This is a genomic window from Caulobacter sp. GW821-FHT10A10 (assembly GCF_059415745.1).
Map to the genome: position 1 here is coordinate 96,381 of NZ_JBWKNV010000001.1, position 25,457 is coordinate 121,837.

Below are 25,457 nucleotides of genomic sequence, written 5' to 3' on the forward strand. Positions count from 1 at the left end.
TGCGGGCGTAGCTCAGTGGTAGAGCGCCACCTTGCCAAGGTGGATGTCGAGAGTTCGAATCTCTTCGCCCGCTCCATTTTCTTCTCTCTCCTTTTCCATCCCAGGAAATGATCCGAAAGCTTCGGCTTGGCCGTTTGGCCGCGCGCGGCGACATGATCTAACCTCGCCCCTGTCCACTTCGGGGAGCGTTCATGCGCCATCATCTTCTCCGCCTCGCCGCCGGCGCGGCCCTGTCGGCCGTGTTGCTGGCCGGATCGGCTCAGGCGGCCCAGGTCAGCGCCTCGGCCCGCCTCACCGAAGCCGTGAAGGCCTATGAGTCGGTCTCGGCCGTGGACGACGACGAGAGCGCCACCGACGCCTCGCGCTGGCGGTTCCCCCCCGTTGGCCCCAAGGCCGACGCCGAGCGCAAGGCCCGCTACGAGAAGGCCAAGGCCCTGCTGGGCGCGGTCGACGCCGCCGGCCTGAGCGAAGACGAGAAGCTGACCCACCAGATCCTGGCCTGGAGCCTGGACGACAAGCTCACCGGCCTGTCGTTCGACGAAAGCCGCATGCCGTTCAGCAGCGACGGCGGCTTCGACGTCTCCCTGCTCTATCGCGCCAACGGCATGCGCCTGAAGGACGAGGCCGAGGCGAAGAAGTGGATCGCCCTGCTGGCCCAGAGCCCGGAGTGGTACGCCGCCAACATCGCCGAGGCCCGTCGCGGGATCGCCACCGGCTTCGTCCACGCCCGCTCGACCGCCGAGTCGGTGCTGGACCGCGCCCAGCGCACCGCCGCCACGCCCATCGCCGAGGACCCGCTGCTGGCCCCGCTGCGCGCCCTGCCCGCCAGCGTGCCGGCCGATCGCAAGGCCGCCCTGATCGCCGAGGGCGAGGCGGTGCTGAAGGACAAGGTGGCCCCTGCCCGCGCCGGCTTCGTGACCTTCCTGCAGACCGAATACGTGCCGCACGCCGCCAAGAGCCTGGCGGCCTCCGACCTGCCGGACGGCAAGCGCTACTACGCCTTCCTGGTCAAGCGCTACACGACCACCGACATGACCCCCGACCAGGTGCACGAGATCGGCCAGGCCGAGGTGCGCCGCATCCGCGCGCGGATGGAGACGGTGATGAAGCAGGCCGGCTTCGACGGCGACCTGCCGGCCTTCCTGGCCTATCTGCGCAAGGATCCGAAGTTCTATGCGACGAGCCGCCAGCAGCTGCTGGAGAAGGCCAGCGAAATCGCCAAGCGCGCCGACGACCAGCTGCCGGCCCACTTCGGCACCCTGCCGCGCCTGACCTACGGCGTGCGCCCCGTGCCGGCCAGCATCGAGAAGGGCTACACCACCGGCCGCTATTTCGGCGGCGATCCCAAGGCGGGCCGCGCCGGCGGGCTGATGATCAACACCTCCGAGCTCGACCAGCGGGCGCTCTACGAACTGCCGGCACTGGTGCTGCACGAGGGCGCGCCGGGCCACCACGTCCAGACCTCGCTGGCCCAGGAGCAGACCGGCCCCGAGTTCCGCAAGAACCTCTATTTCAGCGCCTTCGGCGAGGGCTGGGGGCTCTATTCGGAATGGCTGGGCGAGGAGATGGGCATCTATCGCGACCCCTACGAGCTGTTCGGCCGCCTGTCCTACGAGATGTGGCGCGCCTGCCGGCTGGTGGCCGACACCGGCATCCACGCCAAGGGCTGGAGCCTGGACCAGGCCCGCGCCTGCTTCACCGACAACACCGCCCTGTCGCCGACCAATATCGAGGTCGAGCTGAAGCGCTACGTCTCCTGGCCGGGCCAGGCTCTGTCCTACAAGATCGGCGAACTGAAGATCCTGGAGCTGCGCAAGCGGGCGCAGGACCAACTGGGCCCGAAGTTCGACGAGCGGGCCTTCCACGACCTCGTCCTGCTGGGTGGCTCGACGCCGCTGGCGGTGCTGGACGCCCGCACCGACGCCTGGATCGCCGAGCGCAAAAAGAAGTCGTAAGCGTCACAACGTCCCGGGGTTGACCGCATCGTCGCCCCGGGCCGAACCTCCCCGCCCAACAGAAAAGGGAGGTTTCATGTCCTACGCCTCGAAGTTCGTGATCGGCGGCGCCCTGCTGCTGGCCCTGGCGGCCTGCTCCGACCCGAAGGTCGCCAAGACGCAGACGCCGCCGCCGGCCGGTGAAGCCTCCGCCGCCGCGCCCTCCCCGGCCAAGCCGCCCGCCGACCTGCCGGCCGGCGAGTACAAGCTGGACAAGTCGCACGCCGACCTGTCGTTCAAGCTCAGCCACCTGGGCTTCTCCTGGTACACGGCCCGCTTCACCGACTTCGACGTCAAGCTGAACCTCGATCCCAAGGCGCCCGCCGCCGCCAGCGTCGAGGCCAGCATCAAGACCAGCTCCCTGACCCTTCCCGCCCCGCCGCCCGGCTTCACCGACGAACTGCTCGGCGCCGAATGGCTGGACGCGGCCAAGTACCCGGCCATCACCTTCCGCTCGACCAAGGTCGAGACCACCGGCCCCGACACCGCCGACGTCACCGGCAACCTCACCCTGCACGGGGTGACCAAGCCGGTGACCCTGAAGGCCAAGTTCAACGGCGGCTACGGCGGCTTCCCGCCGATGGACCCCAACGCCCGCATCGGCTTCTCGCTGAGCGGCAGCTTCAAGCGCTCGGACTTCGGGGTCAGCTACGGCGTGCCCAAGCCCGGCTCGACCATGGGCGTCGGCGACGAGGTCACGGTCGCCATCGAGGCCGAACTGCTGAAGCCCAACCCGCCGGCGGCGACCGCCCCGGCCGCGCCCGCCAATCCTTGAATCGAACGCCGATCCCCGTCGCGTGACGGGGATCGGCGACCATCCAAGCGAATACAATCAGTGGTTTAAATTCCGACTAGACGCGCGAAATAGGAAAGTTATCCTACAGGAGGAATATCAGCCTAGGCTGATGCTCATGGGCGCCGTGGGGGCGCCGCTCTTGAGGGACCGCCATGCTCGCTCAAATCCTGGAGGAGGCCTGGGCGATTTCGCCCGATCCGCGTCGCGACCGTCTCGCCGCGGCCTTCGTCACCCACGCCGTGGCCCTGGCCACCGGCGTCGCGCCCGCCGACATCGTCTCGGACAAGCGCGCGTCCAAGACCGCCGCCCGCGCGCGGCAGATCGCCATCTATCTGGCCCACGTGATCTTCCACTGGCCGCTGGCCCGGGTGGCCTTCGCCTTCGGCCGCGACCGCACCACCTGCGCCCACGCCTGCCACCGTATCGAGGACATGCGCGAGGACCGGGTGTTCGACGCCCGCATGAGCGCGCTGGAGGCCTGCGTGCGCCAGGCGCCGGAGACCATTCCGGATCTGACCGGCATGGTGTTCGCCAACGCCGCGGGGATCGACCGATGAGCGTCGCCGCCATTGTCGAGCGCGACCTGGAGGCCGAGCACCTGGCCGACCGCGCCGCCCGCCTGCTGGCCCGCGCCGGCTCGGTGATCGAGGCCCGGGGTCTCGCCTACGCCGTGCGCTTCGCCCGTGGGCGCAAGCCGATGCTGACCATCGACGAGGCCGCCTTCCGAAAGCTGGTCCACCAGTTGGTCCCTCGCCCCGAGGGCGGCTGGCGTCTGGGTCGCGCGCCGCAACCCACGCCGCCCGGCCGTCCCGGCGTCGTCGAGGGCCAGAAGGTGGTGGTCGAGAACGGCGAGGCCACGGCGCATCGGGCCAATTTCGGCGCCGCTCCGCTGGACTGGCTGTTCAGCCGCGGCCTGCTCAGCGCCGTCGAGCGCGCGGCGGGCCAGCGCCTGGAGGCCGACGCCCACGCTTCGGGCCTGCTGGGCCGACTGACCATGAACTGGGACCCGACGCCGCGCGGCAGCGGTCCGCGCCTGGAGCCCGCCGAGCGCGCGATCGGGGCCAAGGCCCGGATGGCCCGGGCGATGATGGCGCTGGCGCCCGAGCAGAGGGCGATCCTGTCGCCGATCTGCCTGCACGGCGCCTCGCTCCAGGCCACGGAGGTCGCCCTGGGCCTCAAGCCCAGAACGGGCAAGGCCGCCCTGAGGGCGGCCCTGCAGCGCCTGGCGGCGCATTACGGCATGCTGTGAGGCCAGGGGGCGGTCGGGTCTCGACCGCCCCCTGGCTCAGCGTCGTCAGTGGCTCTGCGCGTGCTTGATGTCGCGCATCTGGTCGTGGCCGGCCTTGACCTTGGCGTAGGCGGCCTCGATGGCGCGGCGGGTCTGCGGATCCACGTCGAGGTCTTCCAGGGCCTTTTCGTACTTGGCCTTGATGTGGTCCTCGCCGTCCTCGACGGTCTTGACCACGGACTCGTCGCCCTTGGTCAGGGAGTCGCGGACGTTCAGGAACACGCGGTGGGCGGCGGCCAGGATGCTGCCGTCGTCGTCGGGCGTGCCGCCCAGGCGGCGCACTTCGCTCTGCAGGTCGGAGACCACGCCGCGACGTTCCTGGGCGCGGGCTTCGAACAGCGACTTGAAGCTGCGGCTCTCGGCGTCGCGGGCGGCGGCCTCATAGCCGTCGGCGCTGTCGATGGTGATCTCGACCAGGCCGTTGACGAGCTTGATGTGGTCTTCGTTCGTATGGGCCATGGGTGAACTCCTGTGGCGTTTCGAAGGGAGGGACCGCAGCAACGCGGCCCCCTCGCGAAAGGTTCGAAGCGGCGCCTTACGGTTTCTTCGACTGCAGGAAGGTCCAGGCCGTGCCGGCCGCCGTGATCGCCGCGCCGCGCGTGCGCTTGTTGATCAGCAGGCCCGCCAGCACCGCCCCGCCCAGCACGGCGACGGCCAGCGGGATGGTGCGGCCGCCCAGTTGGATATCGCGGCCGGCGATGGTCAGCGGCTTCTTCGCCGGCCCGCCGACGGCGTAGTCGGCGACGGGAGCCTGGGGTTCAGGCGACTTGGAATGCTGGTCGAGGAAGGTCGAGACCTTGTCCGACAGGGTGTCGATCAGGCCCTGGCGAGCGCGGGCCGGGCCGGCGCCGTTCGTCTGGCCAGGATTCAGGGTGGGGTCATAGGCGACCATGGGTCATCTCCGTGTCCGAGAAAGAGGGCTCGGTCGGAATAACGCCGTGAGGCCGCCGACGATCCGTCAGGTTTCGCGCGAAGGCTTGACCGGCAAGGCCGCGCCGACATGGTCGATGCCCAGTTCGATCGCCCGCGCCGCCTGACGCTGACGCTCGGCGTAACGGGCCTTCTGGTCGTCGCTGCGCGCATCGTGGCAGCGCGCGCAGGAAACGCCCTCGACGTACAGCGGCGAAGCCCGGCCCGCCTCCGACACCGGCATCCGGCAGCCCCGGCACAGCACGTGCGAGCCTTCCGACAGGCCATGACCCACGGCCACCCGCTCGTCGAACACGAAGCATTCGCCGCGCCACAGGCTCTCGTCCTGGGGCACGGTCTCCAGGTAATTCAGGATCCCGCCCTTGAGATGGAAGACCTCGTCGACGCCGCGGGCCTTCAGCAGGGCCGTCGACTTCTCGCAGCGGATGCCGCCGGTGCAGAACATGGCGACCTTGGGGGCCGGCTTGGCGGGATCCCAGGTCTGGCCGTAGGCGTCGAACCAGGCGGGGAAATCGGCGAAGCTGGGCGTGGCCGGATCGATCGCGCCCTCGAAGGTTCCGCAATCGACCTCGTAGCCGTTGCGGGTGTCGATCACGATCACGTCGGGCTGCGCGATCAGGGCGTTCCAGTCGGCCGGAGCGACATGGACGCCGTGATTGTGGGCCGGATCGAGGTCGGGCTCGCCCAGGGTGACGATCTCGGCCTTCACCTTGACCTTCAGGCGGTGGAACGGCGGCGCGTCGGCGTCGGCGAACTTCAGCTCCAGCGTCTCGCAGCCCGGCAGGGCGCGGATGTGGGCGATGGCCGCGTCGATGGCCTGGGGCGTGCCGGCGATGGTGCCGTTGATCCCCTCGCGGGCCAGCAGCAGGGTGCCCTTGATCTTCAGCCCGCAGCACAGCTTGGCGAGATCGGCGCGGATGGCGTCGGGATCGTCGAAGGTCGCGAAACGGTAGAGGGCGGCGATGCGCCAGGGCGAGGTCATGGGCGGGCCATAGAAGATCGACGCCCCGGGCTCAAGCACGGCCGGAACCAAGCGCGCCGAACGCGGGTTTACCGCGCCATGAGCATCCTGATCACCGTCATCATCGCCCTCGTGCTGCTTGGCCTGGCGCTCTACGCCGTCCAGCGCTCGCCGATCCCCTCGCCCGTGAACTGGCTGATCCAGCTTCTGCTGATCATCGTGGCCATCGTGTTCATCGGAAACAGGGCGGGCTTCTTCTAGAGAATAGGGACGACTTCTCTCTTTCTCCCGTCATTCCCGCCCTTGTGGCGGGAATGACGGCAAATGGGAGAGCGAGGTCCCCTTATCAGACGCCCGCCACCGCCGCCGCGTCACGCTGGATGCGGGCCACCATCGACTTGAGGCCGTTGGAGCGCTGCGACGACAGAGCTTCCGACAGCCCCAGGCGCGCCATGGCGGCCGAGGCGTCGAAGGCGACGATGTCGCCGGCCGCAGCCCCCGAATAGAGCCGCAGCACGATGGCGATCAGACCGCTGACGATGTGGGCGTCGCTGTCGCCGCGGAAACGGATCGTGCCGTCGCCCTGCGGTTCAGTGACCAGCCACACCTGGCTGGCGCAGCCGCGCACCTTGTTGTCTTCCGAGTGTTCCTCGGGCGTGAGCGGCGCCAGGTCCTTGCCCAGCTCGATCACGTAGCGATAGCGCTCTTCCCAGTCGCCGAGCAGTTCGAACTCGTCGGCCAGTTCATCAAGGGCGGCGTTGGGGTCGGTGCTCATGGCGCGGCATCTAGGCGGGGCGAGGCCCCGATGCAAGCGATCAGGCGCCCGGCAAGGTCACGATCGCCGTCAGCCCCTGCCCCGGCGCCGACTTCAGCCGCAGCGCGCCGTTCATGGCTCGCGTCAGCAGGTCGACGATCGGCAGGCCCAGGCCCGCGCCCTCGCCGCTGCGAGTCAGGGAGGTGCCCGCCTGCTCGAAGGGCTTCAGAAGGCGTTGCAGGTCGCCCTGCTCCACCCCCTCGCCCTGGTCGCGGATCGAGATCTCGACCATGCCGCCGCCGACCAGTTCGGCCTCGATCGCCACCACCCCACCCGAAGGTGAGTGGGCGACGGCGTTCTGCAGCAGGTTCGACAGGATGGTGCGCAGGCCCCGGCGGTCGGCCAGCACGGCGGGCATGCCCACCAGGTCCGGCGCGCTCATCACCACGCCGCGGGCTTCGCACTCGGCGCGCAGCTGGGCCATCACATCCTCAACCGCCTCGTCCAGCGGCTCGGCGGCGACGTCGAGATCGGTGACATGGCCTTCCAGGCGCGCGATCTCGACGATCTGGTTGACCAGCTTGAGCAGCTTCAGGCCGCTCTCGTGCACCAGCTTGGCGTATTCCTTGTACTGCGGCGCGCCGAGCGGGCCGTAGAGCTCGCTGGCCAGGATCTCGGAAAAGCCGATGACGGCGTTCAGGGGCGTGCGCAGTTCGTGGCTGACCATGCGCAGGAATGAACGCTTCTGGTCGTCGAGGGCGGCCTTGCGACGGGCGCGGGCCGCCGCGCGGCGAAACGTCGCGGTGGGCCCTTCCGAAGGCCGCTGAGCCTGGCGCGAATCAGCACCGCCCGCGCTTTCGGCGAGGTCTTCGGCTGATGTCGAAGCGTCCGCGGACGCCGTCTGAGACATGTGAAACTCCCGGACCTTCTGTCCGCAAAGGCATTCTGTGCCACCCTGAACCAACCCGCTTACGAATCCGTTTCCGTCCACAAGAAGCTGGACTCGCCCGGTCGCCCCACAATTGTGCGTGCTTTGGAGAAGGGCCGAACCGGGGTTAGGATTCACCAATAACAACCACTTCGAGGCGGACCCGCCCCCTTGGACATCGACCCGGTGCAGACGCGGCAGGATGAAGCCGCCCTCCGCCCCGTCCTTTCGGGGCGGGAGACGGCGCGCGCCTGGCGTCTGGGCTGGCTGGCGGCCGCGCTGCTGGCCGGCGGGGCGGTGGCCTTCGTTCCCGCCTCCACCGGCTGGCCGGTGTGGATCGCCCTGCTGGCCGGCGCCCTGCCCGCCATCGCCGCCCTGCTGCTGGGCGACAGCGAGGACGAGCGCGTCCAGTCGTTGCTGCTGGTCGGCTGGGCCGCCGGCGGCGCCCTGGCCGCGGCCCTGACCGGCGGCGTCTCGGGCGCGATGAGCGCCTGGTGCCTGGCCCCCGTCGCAGCCGCCTCCACGCTAGCCGCTCCACGCCGCCTGGCCGAGGGCGCGGCCCTGGCCCTGATCGGCGGGGCCATGGCGGCCCTGGTCCAGCTGTCGGGCCTGGCTCCGCCCGCTCCGACGGGTCCGACCGCCTTCATCCTCGGCTTCCTGGCCGTGGCCACCACGGGCCTGGGCCTGGCCGCCGGCCTGATGCTGACCCACCGCAGGGCCGGCGAGCGCGACGTGCGCAACCTGTCGGAGCTGACCGCCCTCTCGACCCTGCTGGACGGCCTGCCGTTCCTGGCCTTCGTTGTCACCCTGCAAGGCCGCGTGCGCACGGTGCGCGGCGTCGCCCCCGAGGGCGCGGCGCTGGACCGGATCATGATCGACGGCCTGTCGCAGGCCGCCGTGCCGGGCGAGCGCGCCCGCGTCGACTTCGCCCTGGGCCAGGCCCTGCGCGAGCGTGAGGCGACCCTGACCTTCCCGGCCGCCGAGGCCCCGGAAAAGACCCTGTCGCTGACCCTGCGCCGCGTCGGCCCGGGCGTGCTGGTGGGCGTGATGCGCGACGTCACCGCCGAGACCCGCCACCTGCTGCAGCTGGACCAGGCCCGCAACGACGCCGAGCAGCTGGCCGCCGGCCGCGCCCGCTTCCTGGCCAACATGTCCCACGAGCTGCGCACGCCGCTGAACGCCATCATGGGCTTCTCCGACATCATGCGCGCCCGGATGTTCGGTCCCCTGACCGACCGCTACGGCGAATACGCCGAGCTGATCCACGAGAGCGGCCGCCACCTGCTGGACCTGATCAACGACGTGCTCGACATGTCGAAGATCGAGGCCGAGCGCTTCGAGCTGTCGCGCGGCGAGTTCGACGCCCGCGAGGCCGTCAACGCCGCCATGCGCCTGCTGCGCGTCCAGGCCGACAGCGTCGGCGTGCAGCTGCGCGGCGTGCTGCCGCCCGGGGAGCTCGACGTCGACGCCGACCGCCGGGCGCTCAAGCAGATCGTGCTGAACCTGGTTTCCAACGCCCTGAAGTTCACCCCGCGCGGCGGCCAGGTGACGGTCACGGCCGACGGCCACGACGGCATGCTGGAGATCGTCGTCGCCGACACCGGCGTCGGCATCAGCCCCGAGGACCTCGAGCGCCTGGGCCGCCCCTACGAGCAGGCCGGCGGCGTCGACCAGCGCGCCAGGGGCACCGGCCTTGGCCTGTCGCTGGTGCGGGCCTTCGCGCAGCTGCACGGCGGCGAGATGCATGTCGAAAGCCGCCTGGGGGCTGGCACCAGCGTCTCGGTGCGCATGCCCATCCTGCTGGCCGCCCCGGTCGCCCCGCCCGTCCCGGAAAGCCCCACGGCCACCGCCGACGCCATGGAGCACCTGTTCGAGCCGCCCTCCGAGGGCCAGGCCGAAGAACCCTTCCTGGGCGAAAACGTCATCCGCTTCGCTCCGCCGCGCTGAGGTTCTAAGCGCCCGGGGGCGGCTTCGGGGGGAGCCTTGGCCAAACGATCGCCTTGCCTGATCTGGACCGCCAGCCTGCTGCTGGCGTGGATCCTGGTCGCCGTCGCCCTGCACCAGCCCGTCTGGGTGCAGCAGCATTCCCGCGACCTCGTGGCCTTCGGGGCCATCAAGGGCTCGGCCTTCACCTGGGACCAAGCCTGGCGGCTGGTCGCCTCGCAGTGGCTGCACGTCAAGCCGCCGCACATGCTGCTGAACGTGCTGGTGATCGGCGGCGTGGGCCTGGCCGTCGAGGCGCGCCTCGGCCGGCTCGCGCCCGCCCTGGTCGCCCTGGCCGGCGGGACCCTGGGCCAGTGGATCGCCGTCTTCACCCAGCCGGACGCCTTCATCTCCGGCGCCTCCCAGGCCTATCTGGCGATCTGCGGCCTGGCGGTCGTCACGCGCGGCGTGTCGCTTTGGGGACGGATCGCGGCCGGGGCGGCGATCGCGCTCGCCCTGTTGCTCGACATCGTGGTCAGCGGCCACGGGACGGTGAAGCCGGGTCATCTGGCGGGGTTGGCGATGGGCGTGGCGGCGGGCATGGCCTTGCGGGTGAGGGGCGGCGGGCCTTCCTCCTGAACCTTGTGCGATGATCCTTCTCCCCTTGCGGGAGAGGGAATGGGAAAAACCGCTTTCGCGGGGATTTTACGGAGGAGTGGACGGTCCGCGCTGCGGAAGCTGAAAACGCCCCCCTCCGGCCCTTCGGGCCACCTCCCCCAGAGGGGGAGGATCTGGGGCCCAGATACAGAAAAAGCCGGCCCGCGAACGCGGAGCCGGCTTTTCGTCGCCCTTACGGCGAGACCCTGCGGTCTTACTTCTTCGCGGTGAAACCGGCGAACTTGGCGTTGAAGCGCGAGACGCGGCCGCCGCGGTCCATCAGCTGGGCGTTGCCGCCGGTCCACGCCGGGTGGGTGCGCGGATCGATGTCGAGCGCCAGGTTCGCGCCTTCCTTGCCGTAGGTCGAGCGGGTCTGGTAGCTCGAACCGTCGGTCAGGGTGACGGTGATGAAGTGGTAGTCGGGGTGAATGTCTTGTTTCATCGGGCGGTCCAACCGACTAGAGGGCGGCGTGAAATGTGAGTGAGCGCCGCCGTGCGGGGTGGCCCTCGAAGACGCGCGGCTATAAAGAACCCGCGCGTTTTTGGCAAGGACCCTGTTGATGAGCGACGTTAACGGCGGCGAGATTTCGGTCGAAGGCCGCCCCGGCGCGGGGACCGAACTGGCCCAGAGCCTGTCGGAGGCGGCCGCCCGCCGCCCGCGCCGCAAGGACATCCGGCCGCTCGCCCATCTGCTGCCCTTCGTGCGCCGCCACGTGGGCGACGCCCTGGCCGCCGGCTTCTTCCTGCTGTTCTCGACCGGCGCGACCCTGGGCCTGACCGGGGCGTTCAAGGACGTCATCGACAAGGGATTCGCCAAGGGCGGCGAAGGGGCGGTGAACCACACCTTCCTGACCCTGGCCGCCGTCGCCCTGGTGCTGGCCGTGGCCACGGCCTCGCGCTTCTTCTTCGTCACGCGCCTGGGCGAGCGCGTCGTCGCCGACCTGCGCCGGACGCTCTACGACCATGTCCTGACCCTGGACCCGGCCTATTTCCTCAAGACCCGCACCGGCGAGGTGCTGTCGCGGATGACCGCCGACGTCTCGCTGATCGACCAGCTAGTCGGGGCCTCGGCCTCGATCGCCCTGCGCAACACCCTCAGCCTGATCGGGGGCCTGGGCTACATGACCGTGGTCAGCCCCAAGCTGGCGGGCTTCATCGTGCTGATGGTGCCGGTGGTGCTAGCCCCGATGTTCTTCGTCGGCCGCAAGGTGCGCAAGCTGTCGGTCACCGCCCAGGACCGCTTCGCCGACGCCGTGGGCTATGCCGGCGAGAGCCTGGACGCGCTGGACACCGTCCAGGCCTTCGTGCGCGAGCGCGAGGCCGGCCGCCGGTTCGGCTCGGCGGTCGAGACCGCCTACGACGCCTCGGTGCGCCGCATCCGCGCCCGGGCCGGCATGACGGTGCTGGTCATGACCCTGGCCTTCGGCGGCGTGACCCTCTTGCTGTGGTTCGGCGCGCGCATGGTGCTGTCGGGCGAGATGACGCCGGGAACCCTGGCCCAGTTCGCCATGCTGGCGGTGATGGCCGCCGGCTCGGTCGGCGCCCTGGGTGAGGTCTGGGGCGACGTGCAGAAGGCCTCCGGGGCCATGGACCGCATCTCCGACCTGCTGAACGCCCGCCCGGGCATCGCCCCGCCGGAAGCGCCCAGGACCCTGCCGTCGCCGGTGCGCGGCGAGATCGCCTTCGAGGACGTGGCCTTCGCCTATCCCGGCCGCCCCGACCTGCCGGCGCTCAACGGCTTCAGCTTGACCGTGAGGCCCGGCGAGACCGTCGCCCTGGTCGGCCCCTCGGGCGCGGGCAAGAGCACCGTCCTGCGCCTCCTGCTGCGCTTCTACGACCCTCAGGGCGGCGCGGTGCGCCTGGACGGCGTCGACCTGCGCGACGCCGAGCCCGCCGAGGTGCGCGCGGCCATGGCCCTGGTGGCCCAGGACTCGCCGCTGTTCTCGGGCTCGGCCATGGACAACATCCGCTTCGGCCGCGAGGACGCCACCGAGGAGGAGGCCCGCGCCGCCGCCGAGGCGGCCCAGGCCACCGGCTTCATCACCGCCCTGCCCCAGGGCTTCGACACGCCGGTGGGCGAGCGCGCCAAGACCCTGTCGGGCGGCCAGCGCCAACGCCTGGCCATCGCCCGCGCCCTGGTGCGCCAGGCCCCGATCCTGCTGCTCGACGAGGCCACCAGCGCCCTGGACGCCGAGAACGAACGGCTGGTGCAGCAGGCCCTGGACGCGGCCATGAGCGGGCGCACCACCCTGGTCATCGCCCACCGCCTGGCCACCGTGCTGCAGGCCGACCGCATCGTGGTCATGGAGGAAGGCCGCGTGGTCGAGGAAGGCGCCCACGCAGAGCTGGTGGCCCGCGGCGGCCTCTACGCCCGCCTGGCGCGGCTGCAGTTCGGGGTGGAGGCGGCGTAAGGCTCGGACGGACTGTTCGCAGGCAGGGCCACATGGGCTATGCTGGCCATCCAGGTTCGGAGATGTCCGTGAACACCAAGGTCCTGACTGTCGAGGTTCCTGCCCCGCTGGCCGACCAGATCGACCAGATGGCGGTGCGCATGGACCGGTCTCCCGATTGGGTGGTCGGTCAGGCCCTGGCCGCCTGGGCGGATCGTGAGGAGCGCTTTCGGGCGATGACCCTGGAAGGCCTTGCCGACGTCGACGCCGGGCGCCTGGTGGAACAGGCCGCAATGGAAGCCTGGGCTGAAAGCCTCGAAGCCGACACGCACCCGCGCTGATGCGTCTAGTCTGGACGGGCAAGGCAGCCTCCGACCTCGCACGGCTCCATGCCTTCCTGGCGGAGGTGAATCCGCGCGCGGCCGCCCGCACCGTCCGCGAACTGGTCGCCGCGCCGAAACGCCTGCTGGCGACGCCCCGACTGGGCGAACGGCTCGCGGAGTTCGCACCGCGCGAGGTTCGGCGGCTGATCGTCGGCGGCTATGAGCTACGCTACGAACTCACCGACGCGGCGGTCTTCATCCTGCGCGTCTGGCACACGCTGGAAGATCGCTAGCTCTCCGCCTTCGCCGTCTCCTGCTCCTTGATCAGGGAGACGTGGAGCAGCTGCTTGCGCAGGTCCTCGAAGGCGGGGGTGCCGACCAGGGCGGGGTCCTGCTTCTCGGCCCAGTCGATCAGCACCTCCAGCGCCTCGCCGATGCGGCCGATCTGGCGGCCGTAGCTGCCGACCTCGTCGAGCACCCGGGCCTCGACCTCGGGCTTGCCCGACGTGCCGAGATTGACGGTGAACAGGGAAAAGTCGCCGAAGCTCCATGACCACGGATTGATGGTCTGGGTCAGCTGGCGTGGGGCGAGGGAAAGCTGGAACGGTTCGGACATGAAGGCCTCCCGGTCTGGAAGGCCAGCATGCCGCCTTTGCAACGCTCGCGTGTGACGAATGACGCGGCGGGCCGATAGAAACGTCCGTCTCGCCTAACGACGGGTCAGCCGCGGGCGGCGACAGCCAGGTCAGGGAAGTCGCTGAACACCCCGTCGACGCCGGCGGCGTAGAGCGCCTTCAGCACCGCGTTCGCATCGCCGGCCTTGGCCCGGAAGTCGGCGGCGGCGGGATCGCCCTTCCGCAAGCTGGCTGGCAGGAAGTAGTTCTCGGCCCGCACCGTCCAGGGATGCACCAGCAGGCCGGCGGCGTGGGCGTCCTTCACGAGCGAGGTGGCCGGCAAGAGCGTCTGGGCGTCCTGCGGCACGACCATGGTCTTTTCCGGACCCAGGCCGTCGGCATAGGCCGCCACGCCCTTCAGCCCCTCGGGCGTGACGAGGTCGGCGTATTTCACGGCCGGCAGATCGGCCGGGCCGCCCTGCCCGGCGACCAGCAGGACGAGGCGGGCGGCGGTCTTCAGGCGCAGGGCCTTCAGCGGCCCGACCTCGAAGCACTGCACGAACACCGGGGCGGTCTTGGAGTTGAGGTCGTTGCGCTTGAGCGCCTCGACCATGCGGCCTTCGATCGGCAGGCCGACCGAGGCGAAATAGGCCGGGTGCTTCATCTCCGGATAGACGCCGATCGTGCGGCCGACGCGCTTGCTCTCCGAGCGGGCGAAGGCGACCACCTCGTCGAAGGTGAGGACCTGGGCCTGGCCGTCATAGGCGGCGCTGGCCGGACGCAGCTGCGGCAGCCGCTCGCGGGCGCGCAGGGTCTTGATCTCGGCCAGGGTGAAGTCCTCGGTGAACCAGCCGGTCAGACTTTCGCCGTCGATGGTCTTGGTCGCCTTGCGGGCGGCGAACTCGGGACGGCTGGCGACGTCGGTCGTGCCGCCGATCTCGTTCTCGTGGCGCACCACCAGGTGGCCGTCCTTGGTGACGACGAGGTCGGGCTCGATGAAGTCGCAGCCCTGCTCGATGGCCAGGCTATAGGCCAGCAGGGTGTGCTCGGGCCGATAGCCGGAGGCGCCGCGGTGGGCGATGACGATCGGCTTGCGCACGCCGGCGCGGACCATGGCGGGGATCATGCTGGCGCCCATCGTGCCGGCGAGGGCGGCGGTCGTCATGGCGCGGCGGGTCAGTAGGGTCATGGCCGCTGATTAGCGCGCGGATGTGACGGTTTGGCGAGGGGGTCGCGGCCCTTTGGCCACCCTCTTCGCCTTCCTGCGCCTCGTGCCCAGGATCCATGCCTGATCCTGCTCAGATCCCAGCAGAGCGACCCAGGTCCGAGCAGCCGCCGGCATGGGCCCTCGCCACAAGGGCGAGGGAGGCGGGGAAAGAGAAAGCGATCCGCATACGAAAAAGGCTCCGGAACCTCGTCCCGGAGCCCTCTTCCAATCGAACGCTCGAAGCCTCAGCCCGCCGCGTGCAGGGCCTTCAGCACCAGCGGGTGCAGGTCCTGGTTGGCGGCCAGGATCGACGAGCCTTCCACCGGGTCGCCGTGCTCTTCGATGGTGGAGACCTTGCCGCCCGATTCCTGGACCATCAGGACGCCCGCGGCGACGTCCCAGGGCTTCAGGTTGCGTTCCCAGAAGGCGTCGAAGCGGCCGGCGGCCACCCAGGCCAGGTCGAGCGCGGCGGCGCCGAAGCGGCGCACGCCGGCGACCTTCTGGCTGACCTGGTGCAGCTCCTTCAGGAACTGGCCGTGGCCGGGCTTGCCGATGAACGGCACGCCGGTGGCCAGCACGGCCTCGTCCATGTGCTTGCGGGCGGCGACGCGCAGGCGCTTCTCGGCGCCGAGGAACGCGCCCTTGCCCTTCTCGACCCAGAACAGGTCATGGGTGATAGGGTTGTAGGTGACGCCGGCGACGACCTCGCCCTCGCGCTGCAGGGCGATGTTGACCGCGAAGTGCGGGATGGCGTGCAGGAAGTTGGTGGTGCCGTCCAGCGGGTCGACGATCCAGGTGTGGGTCTTGTCGGTGCCCTCGATCAGGCCGCGCTCCTCGCCGAGGAAGCTGTAGCCCGGACGCGCCTTGCTGAGGATCTCGAACAGGGTCTGCTCGGCCTTGAGGTCGGCGTTGGTCACGAAGTCGCCCGCGCCCTTCTTGGAGACCTGCAGCTCGGAGACTTCGCCGAAGTCGCGGGCCAGACCCCGGGCGGCCTTGCGCGCGGCGTCGATCATCACGTTGAGAAGGGCGGAAGGCGTGGGCACGGGCGGATATCCTATGGAATTCCCTGTACCGACGCGCGGACGCGCGGCGGCGGGAGACGGACGATGACAGTGGGAAAGAGCGGGCGCGGAACCTAGACGCGGCGCCGCGCGAAGGCAAGACGGGGCGAATTGTCGCGGTCAACCCTGCGTGTCTTGAAAAAGGGGACCGATCGGTCAATTTTAAGAGCGGCAATTGATCCAGCGCAAAGCGAGGGGTCAGGCCGCGCGCAAACTACGCGCATAGAAGGAGTCCTCCCCCAATGACCCACATGACCAACACGACCACCACGACCAACATGACCAAGTTCCCCATGATCGCCGCCGCTGCCGCCGCCCTGCTGGCCCTGGCTCAACCCGCCGCCGCCGAGACCCTGCTGGGCGGCGCCTCGCAGCGCGTGTCGGTGACCGGCAAGTCCTCGACCGTCGTCAGCGAGGAGCTGACCCGCGCCGCCCGCCGGGTGTGCACGATCGCCCTGAAGAGCAGCCGCCACCCCAACTACGCCTCGTGCGTGACCGAGACCCTCGGCCAGGCCCGCGCCGACTACGCCGCCCTGCGTTCGGCCGCGAGCACCGCCGCGGAGTAAATCCGCCCGCCACGCCGCCGGGGATCCCCACCCGGCGGCGTAAGCGGAATTGGCGCGAAAAAACTTCGCGGCCATGTCACGTCTGGCGCAGTCGCCTCGTCCTGTCGGCGCAACCGAGGGATTGATCATGACCGCCGCCGACGCCGTCTTCGAAAACCGCCGCCCCGCCATGACGGGCCTGGCCTATCGCATGCTGGGCTCGCGCGCCGAGGCCGAGGATGTCGTGCAGGACGCCTGGCTGCGCTGGCGCGAGGTCGAGACGGCCGAGGTCGGCAACCCGGCCGGCTTTCTCAACCGCGTGGTCTCGCGCCTGTGCCTGGACCGCCTGAAGTCGGCCCGCGCCCGGCGCGAGCTCTATGTCGGCGAATGGCTGCCCGAGCCGTTGGTCGATGCCGACGAGACCTTCGGCCTGGGCGAGAACCTGACGGTCGCCTTCCTGCTGGCGCTGGAGCGCCTGACCCCGCTGGAGCGGGCGGCCTTCCTGCTGCACGACGTGTTCGACACGCCCTTTTCCGAGATCGCCGCCACCCTGGACCGCTCCGAGGCCGCCGTGCGCCAGCTGGCCGCCCGGGCCCGCGAGCACGTCAAGGCCGGCAAGCCGCGCTACAAGCCCAGCGCCGACGAGGAGCGCCGCCTGACCGAGGCCTTCGTCGCGGCCGCCCTCAGCGGCGACGCGGCCACCTTGCGCGGTCTACTGGCCAAGGACGTGGTCATGCACGCAGACGGCGGCGGCAAAGTCTCGGCGACCATGAACCCGGTGTTCGGCCTCGACAATGCCGTGCGCCTGCTGGAAGGCATCGCCCGCAAGTGGCCCCATCCCGACGGCACGACCGCTCGCCTGGCCCGCATCAACGGACAGCCGGGCGTGGTGATGGCCCACGACGGCGTGGTGTTCCAGACCATGGGCCTGGACATCGTCGACGGCCGCATCGCCGCCGTCTACACCATGCGCAACCCCGACAAGCTGGCGCGGGTGCAGGCGTAGAACCCTTCTCCCCTTGCGGGAGAAGGTGTCATCCGAAGGATGACGGATGAGGGGTCTCTCAAAATCGAGACGCTCCCCCCGGCCTCACAGCCGCATGCAGCTTTGAAGTTCTGAGAGACCCCTCACCCGACCTCGCTCCGCGAGGCCACCCTCTCCCGCAAGGGGAGAGGGGGTCTTCAAGGCAGCGTCGCCTTGGGCAGGGTGTCCTTGGTCTCGCAGGCCATCTTGCCGGCCTTGCCCGCGGCGCCGGAGATGTCGTCGAGCTTGGCTTCCTTGCGCCAGTTCTTGGGCAGGCCCTTGTCGCCGGCGAAGTCCATGCCGAGGTCCATCCATTTGTCGGCGGCGCAGTCGAGGGCGAAGATCATGATCGGGCCCTTGCCGGCCGGCCACGACTTGTAAGGGCCGCCGGCGCCCTTGCCCTCGGCGATGCGCAGCACGACGAGGCCGGAGCTTTCGTCCACCCGCAGGAAATCGGCGTCGTAATAGGTCTTGGCCTCGCCCGGGGCCGGCTTCCAGCTCTCTCCCAGGGCCGGCATCGCCCCAAAGACCATGCTCGCGCCGAGCATGGGTACGCTAAGCAAACACGCTACGAGCCGCTTCTTCATGGCGGTCCCTCCCCGTTTATCGTTCGCTGGGGAGGAGGCTATGCCTGTCGCACAACCACGGCAAGAGAACGCCGTTATGCAGACCTAGACCCGGGCGGCGAGCCCTTCGGCGATCGCCGCGTTGAGCGCCGCCACGGCCGCGTCCGGACCTTCCGGATGGGCCCACACCCCGCCCGAGACGGCCAGGAAGTCGGCGCCGGCGGTCGCCAGCGGCGCGGCGTTGGCGGCGGTGATGCCGCCGATGGCCACGCAGGGGACCTCCATCGTCTCCTGCCAGATCGACAGGATGTCGGGCTCGGCGACGATCGGGGCGTCCTTGGTGGTGGTCGGGAAGAAGGCCCCGAAGGCCACGTAGTCGGCCCCGGCCTCGGCGGCCTCCATGGCCAGGTGCCGGCTGTCGTGGCAGGTGACGCCGACCATGCGGTCCTTGCCCATCAGCTTGCGGGCGCTCGCATAGGGCGTATCGCCCTGCCCCACGTGCACGCCGTCGCAGTCGAGGCGGGCGGCCAGATCCGGACGGTCGTTGAGGATCACCGCCACGTCGCGGGCGCGGGCGATCGGCGCCAGGGCCGCGACGGCGGCGGCCACGACGTCGTCGGACACGTCCTTGAGGCGGATCTGCAGGGCCGCCACGTCGCCGCCCTCCAGGGCGCGGGCCAGCTGGCGGCCGAAGTCGGCCAAGTCCGGCAAGGACGGCGGGGTGATGAGATAGAGGCGGCAGTCGAGCGTCATGCGCCGCCTTTACGCCGATTTGGGGCCGAGCGCGACTTTGGGGGAGCCTTTGCCCGGAAGGCCCTCTCCGATAGGCCCCATATACACCGTCAAATCCCCGCGAAGGCGGGGACCCAAGCCGACTTTCAGGATGAGGCTGCGCCGCGACAGATCCGCCGGCTCAGCTTGGATCCCCGCCTTCGCGGGGAAGCTCGGGAAAAGGGGAGCCAAGCCCTCAGCCGTTACTCCGCGCGCCCCCTCTACTGTGACGACGCGCCGCTGCGAACTCGACTGAGAGTCAGTTGCAAACCGGTGGAAAACTGTTAGATGAGAATGACAATCATTCGGTAGGGCGTTCTTTCCTTGTACGTCTGCAATTGTAACGGCATCCGCCAGCGTGAAGTCCGCGCCGCGATCGACGCGGGCGCGACTCGTCCGGCCGACATCTTCCGCCACAAGGGCTGCCAGGCCCAATGCGCCAAGTGCGTGTGCGAGATGCGCCAGATGATTCAGGAATCCCGTGAAGCTCTGGCTTTCGCCGCCGAATAAGGCGTCTTGCGACGCAAAGTCGCCGATTTCCAGTAACCGCGAAGCACTCTCACGCTTTTCTGTGAGGCTGCGAAACACTTGCAGACATTACTGTTGAAGCGCTTGAAAAGCAGCTTAAGGGTGCGGGCGAACTCGAACCTTAGGAGGCCGCCATGCAAGGCGATCCCGGCGTTATCCGCGTCCTCAACGCTGTGCTCACCAACGAGCTGACGGCCGTCAACCAGTACTTCCTGCATGCCCGCATGCACGACAACTGGGGCTTCAAGCGCCTCGGCCAAATCGTCTATCAAGAGTCGATCGGCGAGATGAAGCACGCCGACAAGCTGATCAACCGCATCCTCTTCCTCGAGGGCCTGCCCAACCTGCAGGACCTGCACAAGCTGAAGATCGGCGAGACCGTGCCCGAGTGCCTGGCCGCCGACCTGTCGATCGAGCTGTTCAACCGCGAACTGCTGGTCCCTGGCATCGTGCAGTGCGAGCAGGCCCGCGACTACATCAGCCGCGAACTGCTGCGCGAGATCCTCAACGACACCGAGGAGCACATCGACTACCTCGAAACCCAGCTGTCGCTGATCAAGTCGCTGGGCGAGCAGAACTACCTGCAGAGCGCCATGGGCGAACTGCCGGCGGCCTGATCCGCCTCACGAGACTTCGAAGATTGTCGAACGGCCTCCCAGCATCCGCGGGGAGGCCGTTCTGCTATTCGCCCAAGCCTATTCGCAAAGCGCTTCCAGGGCGTCGCGGTCGAGCAGCTCGACGTGGCGCACGGTGGGCAGGGCGATCAGGCCTTCCTGCAGGAAGGCCGTCAGGGTGCGCGACACCGTCTCGATGGTCAGGCCCAGATAGTCGGCCATGTCCTGGCGGCTCATCGGCAGATCGAAGGCGGCCTCGCCCTTGCGGTCGGCCAGCAGCAGCAAGAGGCCCGCCACCCGCTCGCAGGCGCTGCGGCGGCCCAGCATCAGCACGTGGTCCTGGCTGCGCTGCAGGCCGGCGATCGTGACCTGGTAGAGCTTGCGGGCCACGTCGCCGTCGCGGGCGGCCAGGTCGCTGAGCGCCCGGCGGCGGACGATGCGGACGGTGACGTCGCCGACGGCCTCGGCCGTGGTGCGATGGATGTCGCCGGCCTCGAAGCCGAAGGCCTCGCCGGCGAAGTGGAAGGCGTCGATCTGGCGGCGGCCGTCGCGCAGCAGCCGGCCCGTGCGCACCGTGCCCTCGACCAGCTCATAGACCTGATCGGCCGCGTCGCCCTCGGCGAAGATCTCCTCGCCGGCCGCGTAGCGGATGACGCCGGCGGAGACGCCCGGCAGGGCCGGTTGGGCGGAGGCGGGCTCGAAACGGAGGGGCGACAGCATCGGAGGCTCCCGGGGAGGAAGGAGGCGGTGGGGAGACCGCCCCGTGACGCCGGCACATTCCCCCTTCTCCGCGTAGGGGTAAATTCGGGGGCCGCGCATAAGGGTTTTTGCGTAGGCGCAAATTCGGGAGGGGGTGCGCGCGGCGGGAACCTCCCCCTGTGGGGGAGGCGATCGCGTAGCGATCGGTTGGGGGGTGTGATTGCGAAATCACCCGCCGCCTCGGAAGCTGAAAACTTCCCCCCACCGGCCTTCGGCCGCCTCCCCCAGAGGGGGAGGTTCCTACCGCCGCGCCTTGACCATCCGCTCCAGCTCCACGGCGCGCACGGTGGTCATGCTCAGGTGGCAGCCGCCGATGTTCAGCATGTCGATCGTGCCGCCGGTCAGGTCTTGCTGGCACTCGGCGTCGCGACGCTTGATCCAGGCGCGCTGGGCGTTGCGCAGGCCGGCCTGCCGGGGTTTGGAGCGCTTGGCCATGGCCGCCTTGTAGGCGCGGTTGAGGCGGGCGTCCTGCTTCTGGAGTTCGGCGTTGGTGCAGCCGGCCATGGCCACGGTCACGCCCTTCAGGGCGTCGCCGCTGTTCAGGCAGCGGTCGTAGGCCGGGGAGTATTCCTTCTCGGGGTCGATCCGTGACGGCTGGGCCAGGGCCGGCGTCGCGACCGCCAGGGTCAGCAGCAGCACGGCGGGGATCGAGCGTCGAAAGAGCATGTGGCGCGTCCTTGCGTTGCAGGACGCCCAGCATGCGCCGCCGATGACGACGGCTTCAAGGCGCGCGGACGCGGCCGCCCTCCCCTACAGCGCCTTGCCGATGCGGTCGGCCAGGGCCGACAGGTCGCCGCCGGGGTCGTCGAACACGCCGAGATCCTCGGCGGTCAGGGTCGCGAACAGGTCCTGGGCCTCTTCCGAGGTCGACATCAGCGCGATCGCCGCCTCCGCCTCGTCGGGCGGCCAGCGGTCAAGCGCGGGTCCCAGCGCCTTCAGCCGGGCTTCGAATAGTTTCAGGTCCATAGCCACAGATCTTCTTCTGTTTCTGGAGTCGAGTCTTGAGGGTTTGCCGGCCCCGTTTCAGGAGCGAGCGCACCGCCTGTTCCGAACAGTCCATGGCGTCGGCGATTCTACCGACGTCGAGCTCTTCGAAATAGAACATGGTCAGCGCCTGGCGCTGGGTGTCGGGAAGCTTGTCGAGGGCTTTCTGAAGCGTCTTGGCGGTCTCCGTGCGTTCGAGATTGGCGAGGGCGTCGGCCTGGGCCGGCGCCTGGATTTCAGCGTCGGCCAGGCGGGTGATGACCTCCTGGGATTCCGGCGTCGCCTTGCGGACCCGGCGACGATCGATGGCCTTGTTGACGGCGATGCGGTGCAGCCAGGTCGAGAACCGGGCTTCCGGCGTCCAGCGCTCGCGGGCGCGCCAGGCGGCAATAAATGCCTCCTGGGCCGCGTCCTCGGCCTCCTGAACGTCGCCCAGGACGTTGAGCGCCAGTCGCCGCACCATGCGCAGGTGCCGATCGACCAGAACCCGAAAAGCCGTCTGGTCGCCGTCGCGGCAGGCCAGGAACAGCTCCTCGTCAGAGCGCACGTCAGACAGACCAAACTCGCCCGTCGTCGCAATCGTCGCTGAATTCGCCATGGCGATTACTCGCCTCCATCGCTGTATCGCAATGAAACAGGCAAACAGCATGCCATATATCGAATAACTACATTACTGTATTTGATCGATACATTTCCGATACTATCGGTACTTTGCTATTTTTCAGAACGCAGTTCTTTGCAAAACGGGCGCAACAAGTCCAGTACGATTTGATACACATTGGACACATCTTTGCTGCGACTGGCGCGAAGCAGGCCGTCGAGCACGTATTGGTAGAATTTCCGCAACGTTACGCCGTCCTTGCCGGCCGCCGAAAAATCCAGCGTCGTCGACAGAGCGGTCAGGATCTGGGTGGCCCGCATGGCGTGTCGGCACATTTGATCCAGCTTGCCCTGCTCATGGGCGAATTTTGCCGAGGCGATCGCGCGGTAGAGCTCCTCGTGCACGGAAGCCAGCACGTCGCGCGGGTTGGCGGTAAGGCGGCTGGAGGCCGCGTAGGCGCTGAGCGCCTGGTTAGTCGTCGTCACTGCTGTCGGCTCCCAAGATGGCTGCGATCTGCTGCTGGAGGATCTGGGCGGCGTAGAGTTCGGTCTCCATCGCCGAGTATTTCGAGATCAGCTTGGTCCGGTACGTCTCCGCGTCGTCGCGGATCTGGTCGGACTGGTCGGTGAGGTCTTCGTTGACCGTCTCCAGGCTTTCGATCCGCTGCTGGATCACGCCGTTGGAGGTGTTGGCGTAGTCGTCGATCAGGCTCGTGATCATGTTCGCGAAGCCTTGGTTGATCTCGACCGAGATCGTGCCGGTGGTCGGCGAGGCCAGGGCGAAGGACAGGCCTTCGTAGATCGAGCCGGTCGCGCCGATGATCCGGTTGCCGGAGATCGTGAACAGGCTGGAGTCGCCGTTCACCGACACGCTGGAGATCGCGCCGTCGGTGACGTTGACCTGCATGTCGAAGTCGAACGAGACGGTGGTGTCGTTCTTCAGCAGCTTGAGATTGCTGTTGCTGCTGGTGAAGCCGGTCTCGAAGAACTTGGCCACGCTCGACAGGTCGGTCAGCAGCAGGTTGTCGAGCGTCGTCTCGTCGGTCAGCTCCAGCTGGTTGTCGGCGTTGATGGTGACGCCCAGGGCCGACAGGTCGGTCAGCTCGTCGTCCGAACCGGCGGTCCCGCCCAGCATGTCGCTGAGCCGGCGGTTGACGTCGCGCAGGATGCTGTCGGCGAACAGCACCGCGTCGTCCGACACCGTGCCGTCCGAGCCGACCGTCTGGTTGGTGACGACGAACGACCGCAGCGAATTGTAAGCGGTGATGAAGTCGGTGATCGCCGTCTTGATGTCGTCGTAGTTGGCCTCGATGTCGAGGGTGATGGTCTGGCCCGAGGTGGCCTGCAGCAGCGAGATCGACAGGCCCGGAATGGTGTCGGTCAGCTCGTTGCTGTCGCTCTCGATCTCGACGCCGTCGATGGTGACGATGGCCGGCTGGGCTTCCTGCAGCACGTTGGAGAAGTCGCCGGCGCTGTCGGTCAGGCCGATGCTCTGGCCGATGTCGTCGCCCGAGACCGTGGAGAGGGTGATCTCCTGGTTGGTGTCGCTGGTCGACATCACCAGGCGCGTGCCGGTCGAGCTGGCGATCAGGGTGGCGACCACGCCGGTGTCGCTGCTGACGTTGTTGATGGCGTCGGCCAGGTCCTCGATCGTCATGTCCGAGGTGACGGTGATCTGGGCGGCCGTGCCGTCGGTGGTGTTCAGCGAGAACACGCCGTCCTTGCCCAGGGCCGTGTCGGCGGTCTGGGCGGTCGAGGCCACCTTCATCGCCTTTGCCAGCTGGGTGACGGTGATCGAGTAGGAGGCCGCTACCGCGTCGGCGTCGGCGCTGACCGCGAGCACGTCGGTGGCGTCGGTGCCGTCCGAGGCGGTGAGATAAGCGCTCTTCTCGTCGAAGGCGTTGGTGGTGGTCGAGACCGAGCTGTAGGTCGTCGAGGCCAGCGACTCCATGGAGTCCGAGACCGCCTGCAGCAGCGTCTGCAGCTCCTGGTAGGAGGCGATCTTGGTCTCGTTGGTCGTGACCTTGGCGTCGATGGTGTCGGCGCGCGCGGTCTTCTGCGCGACGGCGGCCTCGATCAGCGAGTCGGTGTCGAGCCCCGAGATCGTGCCGGTCAGGTAGGTCGTCGACCCCGAGGTCGAGACGGTGCTGGTCGTCGTCATGGCGATGTCCGGAAAGTCGGCGGGAGGATCCAGAGAATCCTCCCGCCCAGTCTGCAGGACGACGCGAGCGGGCCCGCGCCGTCGAGAGCCTGCCCGTTTCGGATGAGACATCCGAAACGGACAAGCAGGCTCTCAACCAAGCACTTGGAGCGTGACGGGCGCCGAAACCGCACACACTTTCGGCTGTCACGCTCCAGGTTGAGCCGACTACTGCAGCAACTTCAGAAGCGACTGGCTCATCGAGTTGGCCTGGCTGAGGGCCGAAATCGCTGCGCTGGTCAGGGTCTGAGCGTTGGTGAAGTTGGTCTGCTCGCTGGCGATGTCCACGTCGGTGATGGCCGACGCGGCCGACTCCAGGTTTTCGAGCGAGGTCGAGATCACGTCGCCCCGGAATTCGAAACGCGACAGGGTGGCGCCCACGTCGGCTCGCATTTTCGAGACGTCGGTGATCGCGTCGTCGATCTTGTCCATCAGGCCCGACGCCGAGGTCGAGGTGATCGAGGTGCCGCTGATCAGCAGCGCGGCGGTGTCCGCGTCGCCCAGCTTCACCGAGATCACGTCGCTCGACGAGGTGCCGACCATGAAGTCGACGCCGCCCGTGGAGCCGTAGTCGCTCGTGCCATCCAGAAGCGTGATGCCGTTGAAGGTGGTCGACGTCGTGATGTCGTCCACTTCCTCGAGCAGCTGCTGATATTCAGCGTCGATGTAGCTGATGTCGTCAGAGCTCGAGCTCCCCGACTGGGCCTGGGCCGTCAGGGACTTCATACGCTGCAGGATGTCGGCGATGTTCGACAGCGCGCCGTCCGCCGTGTTCAGCACCGAGGTGCCGCTGGTCACGTTGGTGGCGGCTTGGTTCAGCACGGTCACGTCGGCGTTCATGGACGTCGCGATGGCGAGGCCGGAGGCGTCGTCCTTCGCGCTGACGATCCGCGAGCCGCTCGACAGCTTCGCCAGGGACTCGCTCTGCGCAGCCGAGTTGTTGTTCAGGTAGCGCAGGGCGGTGTTGGCGGCCGTGTTGGTGGAGATAACTGGCATGTTCTAGTCCGGTTCTCTGTCTGGAGTCCGTCCGGGGGAGAGTC

32 protein-coding genes and 1 tRNA gene are annotated in these 25,457 nt (G+C 68.8%); 15 read left to right on the forward strand and 18 right to left on the reverse strand.

Annotated elements, in window-relative coordinates:
* Position 1 precedes the first annotated feature (1 nt).
* The 5 genes from AC07NS_RS00495 (at position 2) to AC07NS_RS00515 (ending at position 4,039) form a co-directional block, all read left to right on the forward strand.
* Positions 2-76 (forward strand) — tRNA-Gly (locus AC07NS_RS00495).
* A gap of 115 nt (positions 77-191) precedes the next feature.
* On the forward strand, positions 192-1,955 hold the full coding sequence (locus tag AC07NS_RS00500) for a DUF885 domain-containing protein (RefSeq protein ID WP_494600651.1): 1,764 nt from the start codon (positions 192-194) through the stop codon (positions 1,953-1,955).
* Positions 1,956-2,031: 76 nt separating this feature from the next.
* Positions 2,032-2,769, forward strand: coding sequence for a YceI family protein (locus AC07NS_RS00505; protein WP_494600653.1), 738 nt, complete (start codon positions 2,032-2,034; stop codon positions 2,767-2,769).
* 173 nt (positions 2,770-2,942) lie between these two features.
* Positions 2,943-3,347 (forward strand): gene transfer agent production transcriptional regulator GafY/HdaB, encoded by a 405-nt coding sequence (gene gafY, locus AC07NS_RS00510; protein WP_487288540.1) that lies wholly within the window; start codon positions 2,943-2,945, stop codon positions 3,345-3,347.
* Positions 3,344-4,039: a DUF6456 domain-containing protein gene (locus tag AC07NS_RS00515; RefSeq protein ID WP_494600654.1), complete on the forward strand. Its 696-nt coding sequence runs from the start codon at positions 3,344-3,346 to the stop codon at positions 4,037-4,039. Before gafY ends, AC07NS_RS00515 begins: the two co-directional genes overlap by 4 nt.
* 45 nt (positions 4,040-4,084) lie before the next feature.
* Here the strand turns inward: AC07NS_RS00515 and AC07NS_RS00520 are convergent, their stop codons facing one another.
* The 3 genes from AC07NS_RS00520 to trhO all read right to left on the reverse strand — a co-directional run bounded on the left by AC07NS_RS00520 (position 4,085) and on the right by trhO (position 5,990).
* A complete protein-coding gene (locus AC07NS_RS00520; RefSeq protein ID WP_110119553.1) occupies positions 4,085-4,537 on the reverse strand; it encodes a PA2169 family four-helix-bundle protein in 453 nt (150 codons plus the stop codon).
* A 76-nt stretch (positions 4,538-4,613) separates the two neighbouring features.
* Positions 4,614-4,970, reverse strand: a complete 357-nt coding sequence (locus tag AC07NS_RS00525; RefSeq protein WP_494600656.1) for a hypothetical protein — start codon at positions 4,968-4,970, stop codon at positions 4,614-4,616.
* 66 nt (positions 4,971-5,036) lie between these two features.
* Complete coding sequence (gene trhO / locus AC07NS_RS00530) at positions 5,037-5,990, reverse strand: oxygen-dependent tRNA uridine(34) hydroxylase TrhO (RefSeq protein ID WP_494600657.1); 954 nt, start codon at positions 5,988-5,990, stop codon at positions 5,037-5,039.
* 78 nt (positions 5,991-6,068) lie between these two features.
* On the opposite strand from trhO, the gene AC07NS_RS00535 reads away from it, so the two are divergent.
* Positions 6,069-6,230, forward strand: a complete 162-nt coding sequence (locus tag AC07NS_RS00535) for a hypothetical protein (RefSeq protein WP_162839355.1) — start codon at positions 6,069-6,071, stop codon at positions 6,228-6,230.
* 85 nt (positions 6,231-6,315) lie between these two features.
* Here the strand turns inward: AC07NS_RS00535 and AC07NS_RS00540 are convergent, their stop codons facing one another.
* Positions 6,316-6,744, reverse strand: a complete 429-nt coding sequence (locus tag AC07NS_RS00540; RefSeq protein WP_494600659.1) for a SufE family protein — start codon at positions 6,742-6,744, stop codon at positions 6,316-6,318.
* A 40-nt stretch (positions 6,745-6,784) separates the two neighbouring features.
* Positions 6,785-7,633, reverse strand: coding sequence for a sensor histidine kinase (locus AC07NS_RS00545; protein WP_494600660.1), 849 nt, complete (start codon positions 7,631-7,633; stop codon positions 6,785-6,787).
* A gap of 189 nt (positions 7,634-7,822) precedes the next feature.
* Here AC07NS_RS00545 and divJ point away from each other — a divergent pair, with 189 nt between their 5' ends.
* Positions 7,823-9,598, forward strand: a complete 1,776-nt coding sequence (gene divJ / locus AC07NS_RS00550) for a cell cycle sensor histidine kinase DivJ (protein WP_494600661.1) — start codon at positions 7,823-7,825, stop codon at positions 9,596-9,598.
* A 36-nt stretch (positions 9,599-9,634) separates the two neighbouring features.
* Positions 9,635-10,213, forward strand: coding sequence for a rhomboid family intramembrane serine protease (locus AC07NS_RS00555; protein ID WP_494600663.1), 579 nt, complete (start codon positions 9,635-9,637; stop codon positions 10,211-10,213).
* Positions 10,214-10,445: 232 nt separating this feature from the next.
* On the opposite strand, the gene rpmE is transcribed toward AC07NS_RS00555, so the two are convergent.
* Positions 10,446-10,673, reverse strand: coding sequence for a 50S ribosomal protein L31 (gene rpmE, locus AC07NS_RS00560; RefSeq protein WP_295109690.1), 228 nt, complete (start codon positions 10,671-10,673; stop codon positions 10,446-10,448).
* Between the two features lie 115 nt (positions 10,674-10,788).
* Between rpmE and AC07NS_RS00565 the strand changes: the two genes are divergently transcribed.
* From AC07NS_RS00565 to AC07NS_RS00575, 3 genes are all read left to right on the forward strand, one after another.
* The gene (locus tag AC07NS_RS00565) at positions 10,789-12,642 is read left to right on the forward strand and encodes an ABC transporter transmembrane domain-containing protein (protein ID WP_494600666.1); all 1,854 of its coding nucleotides are present in this window, start codon (positions 10,789-10,791) and stop codon (positions 12,640-12,642) included.
* A gap of 68 nt (positions 12,643-12,710) precedes the next feature.
* Entirely contained in the window at positions 12,711-12,962 is a 252-nt protein-coding gene (locus AC07NS_RS00570; RefSeq protein WP_494600667.1) for a CopG family ribbon-helix-helix protein, read from the forward strand.
* On the forward strand, positions 12,962-13,237 hold the full coding sequence (locus AC07NS_RS00575) for a type II toxin-antitoxin system RelE/ParE family toxin (RefSeq protein WP_494600669.1): 276 nt from the start codon (positions 12,962-12,964) through the stop codon (positions 13,235-13,237). The genes AC07NS_RS00570 and AC07NS_RS00575 overlap by 1 nt, the downstream gene beginning before the upstream one ends.
* On the opposite strand, the gene AC07NS_RS00580 is transcribed toward AC07NS_RS00575, so the two are convergent.
* The 3 genes from AC07NS_RS00580 to AC07NS_RS00590 form a co-directional block, all read right to left on the reverse strand.
* Positions 13,234-13,560: a hypothetical protein gene (locus AC07NS_RS00580; RefSeq protein WP_494600670.1), complete on the reverse strand. Its 327-nt coding sequence runs from the start codon at positions 13,558-13,560 to the stop codon at positions 13,234-13,236. The genes AC07NS_RS00575 and AC07NS_RS00580 overlap by 4 nt on opposite strands.
* 104 nt (positions 13,561-13,664) lie before the next feature.
* Complete coding sequence (locus AC07NS_RS00585; protein ID WP_494600671.1) at positions 13,665-14,747, reverse strand: glycerophosphodiester phosphodiesterase; 1,083 nt, start codon at positions 14,745-14,747, stop codon at positions 13,665-13,667.
* 263 nt (positions 14,748-15,010) lie between these two features.
* On the reverse strand, positions 15,011-15,808 hold the full coding sequence (locus AC07NS_RS00590; RefSeq protein WP_199228554.1) for an inositol monophosphatase family protein: 798 nt from the start codon (positions 15,806-15,808) through the stop codon (positions 15,011-15,013).
* A 260-nt stretch (positions 15,809-16,068) separates the two neighbouring features.
* Between AC07NS_RS00590 and AC07NS_RS00595 the strand changes: the two genes are divergently transcribed.
* Positions 16,069-16,392, forward strand: a complete 324-nt coding sequence (locus AC07NS_RS00595) for a hypothetical protein (RefSeq protein ID WP_494600672.1) — start codon at positions 16,069-16,071, stop codon at positions 16,390-16,392.
* A 127-nt stretch (positions 16,393-16,519) separates the two neighbouring features.
* Positions 16,520-17,377, forward strand: coding sequence for a sigma-70 family RNA polymerase sigma factor (locus AC07NS_RS00600; protein WP_494600674.1), 858 nt, complete (start codon positions 16,520-16,522; stop codon positions 17,375-17,377).
* A gap of 176 nt (positions 17,378-17,553) precedes the next feature.
* Here AC07NS_RS00600 and AC07NS_RS00605 read toward each other — a convergent pair whose 3' ends face one another.
* Positions 17,554-17,943: a hypothetical protein gene (locus tag AC07NS_RS00605; protein WP_494600676.1), complete on the reverse strand. Its 390-nt coding sequence runs from the start codon at positions 17,941-17,943 to the stop codon at positions 17,554-17,556.
* A 123-nt stretch (positions 17,944-18,066) separates the two neighbouring features.
* Entirely contained in the window at positions 18,067-18,714 is a 648-nt protein-coding gene (thiE, locus tag AC07NS_RS00610; RefSeq protein ID WP_494600678.1) for a thiamine phosphate synthase, read from the reverse strand.
* Between the two features lie 342 nt (positions 18,715-19,056).
* Here thiE and AC07NS_RS00615 point away from each other — a divergent pair, with 342 nt between their 5' ends.
* Together AC07NS_RS00615 and bfr are read left to right on the forward strand one after the other, a co-directional pair.
* Positions 19,057-19,242, forward strand: coding sequence for a (2Fe-2S)-binding protein (locus AC07NS_RS00615; protein WP_110121027.1), 186 nt, complete (start codon positions 19,057-19,059; stop codon positions 19,240-19,242).
* Positions 19,243-19,394: 152 nt separating this feature from the next.
* The gene (gene bfr, locus AC07NS_RS00620) at positions 19,395-19,877 is read left to right on the forward strand and encodes a bacterioferritin (RefSeq protein WP_058349593.1); all 483 of its coding nucleotides are present in this window, start codon (positions 19,395-19,397) and stop codon (positions 19,875-19,877) included.
* Positions 19,878-19,955: 78 nt separating this feature from the next.
* On the opposite strand, the gene fixK is transcribed toward bfr, so the two are convergent.
* The 7 genes from fixK to AC07NS_RS00655 all read right to left on the reverse strand — a co-directional run bounded on the left by fixK (position 19,956) and on the right by AC07NS_RS00655 (position 25,413).
* Positions 19,956-20,594, reverse strand: a complete 639-nt coding sequence (gene fixK / locus AC07NS_RS00625; protein ID WP_494600679.1) for a transcriptional regulator FixK — start codon at positions 20,592-20,594, stop codon at positions 19,956-19,958.
* Between the two features lie 279 nt (positions 20,595-20,873).
* Complete coding sequence (locus tag AC07NS_RS00630; protein ID WP_494600680.1) at positions 20,874-21,299, reverse strand: lysozyme inhibitor LprI family protein; 426 nt, start codon at positions 21,297-21,299, stop codon at positions 20,874-20,876.
* Positions 21,300-21,383: 84 nt separating this feature from the next.
* Positions 21,384-21,599 carry a hypothetical protein gene (locus AC07NS_RS00635; RefSeq protein ID WP_494600681.1) on the reverse strand — a complete coding sequence of 72 codons (216 nt, stop codon included), beginning with the start codon at positions 21,597-21,599 and terminating at the stop codon, positions 21,384-21,386.
* Positions 21,547-22,266 carry an RNA polymerase sigma factor gene (locus tag AC07NS_RS00640; protein ID WP_494600682.1) on the reverse strand — a complete coding sequence of 240 codons (720 nt, stop codon included), beginning with the start codon at positions 22,264-22,266 and terminating at the stop codon, positions 21,547-21,549. The genes AC07NS_RS00635 and AC07NS_RS00640 overlap by 53 nt, the downstream gene beginning before the upstream one ends.
* Before the next feature lie 65 nt (positions 22,267-22,331).
* A complete protein-coding gene (locus AC07NS_RS00645; protein WP_494600684.1) occupies positions 22,332-22,703 on the reverse strand; it encodes a flagellar protein FliS in 372 nt (123 codons plus the stop codon).
* Positions 22,690-24,378: a flagellar filament capping protein FliD gene (gene fliD, locus AC07NS_RS00650; RefSeq protein WP_494600686.1), complete on the reverse strand. Its 1,689-nt coding sequence runs from the start codon at positions 24,376-24,378 to the stop codon at positions 22,690-22,692. Before fliD ends, AC07NS_RS00645 begins: the two co-directional genes overlap by 14 nt.
* A 207-nt stretch (positions 24,379-24,585) precedes the next feature.
* Positions 24,586-25,413, reverse strand: a complete 828-nt coding sequence (locus AC07NS_RS00655; RefSeq protein ID WP_494600687.1) for a flagellin — start codon at positions 25,411-25,413, stop codon at positions 24,586-24,588.
* Positions 25,414-25,457 lie beyond the last annotated feature (44 nt).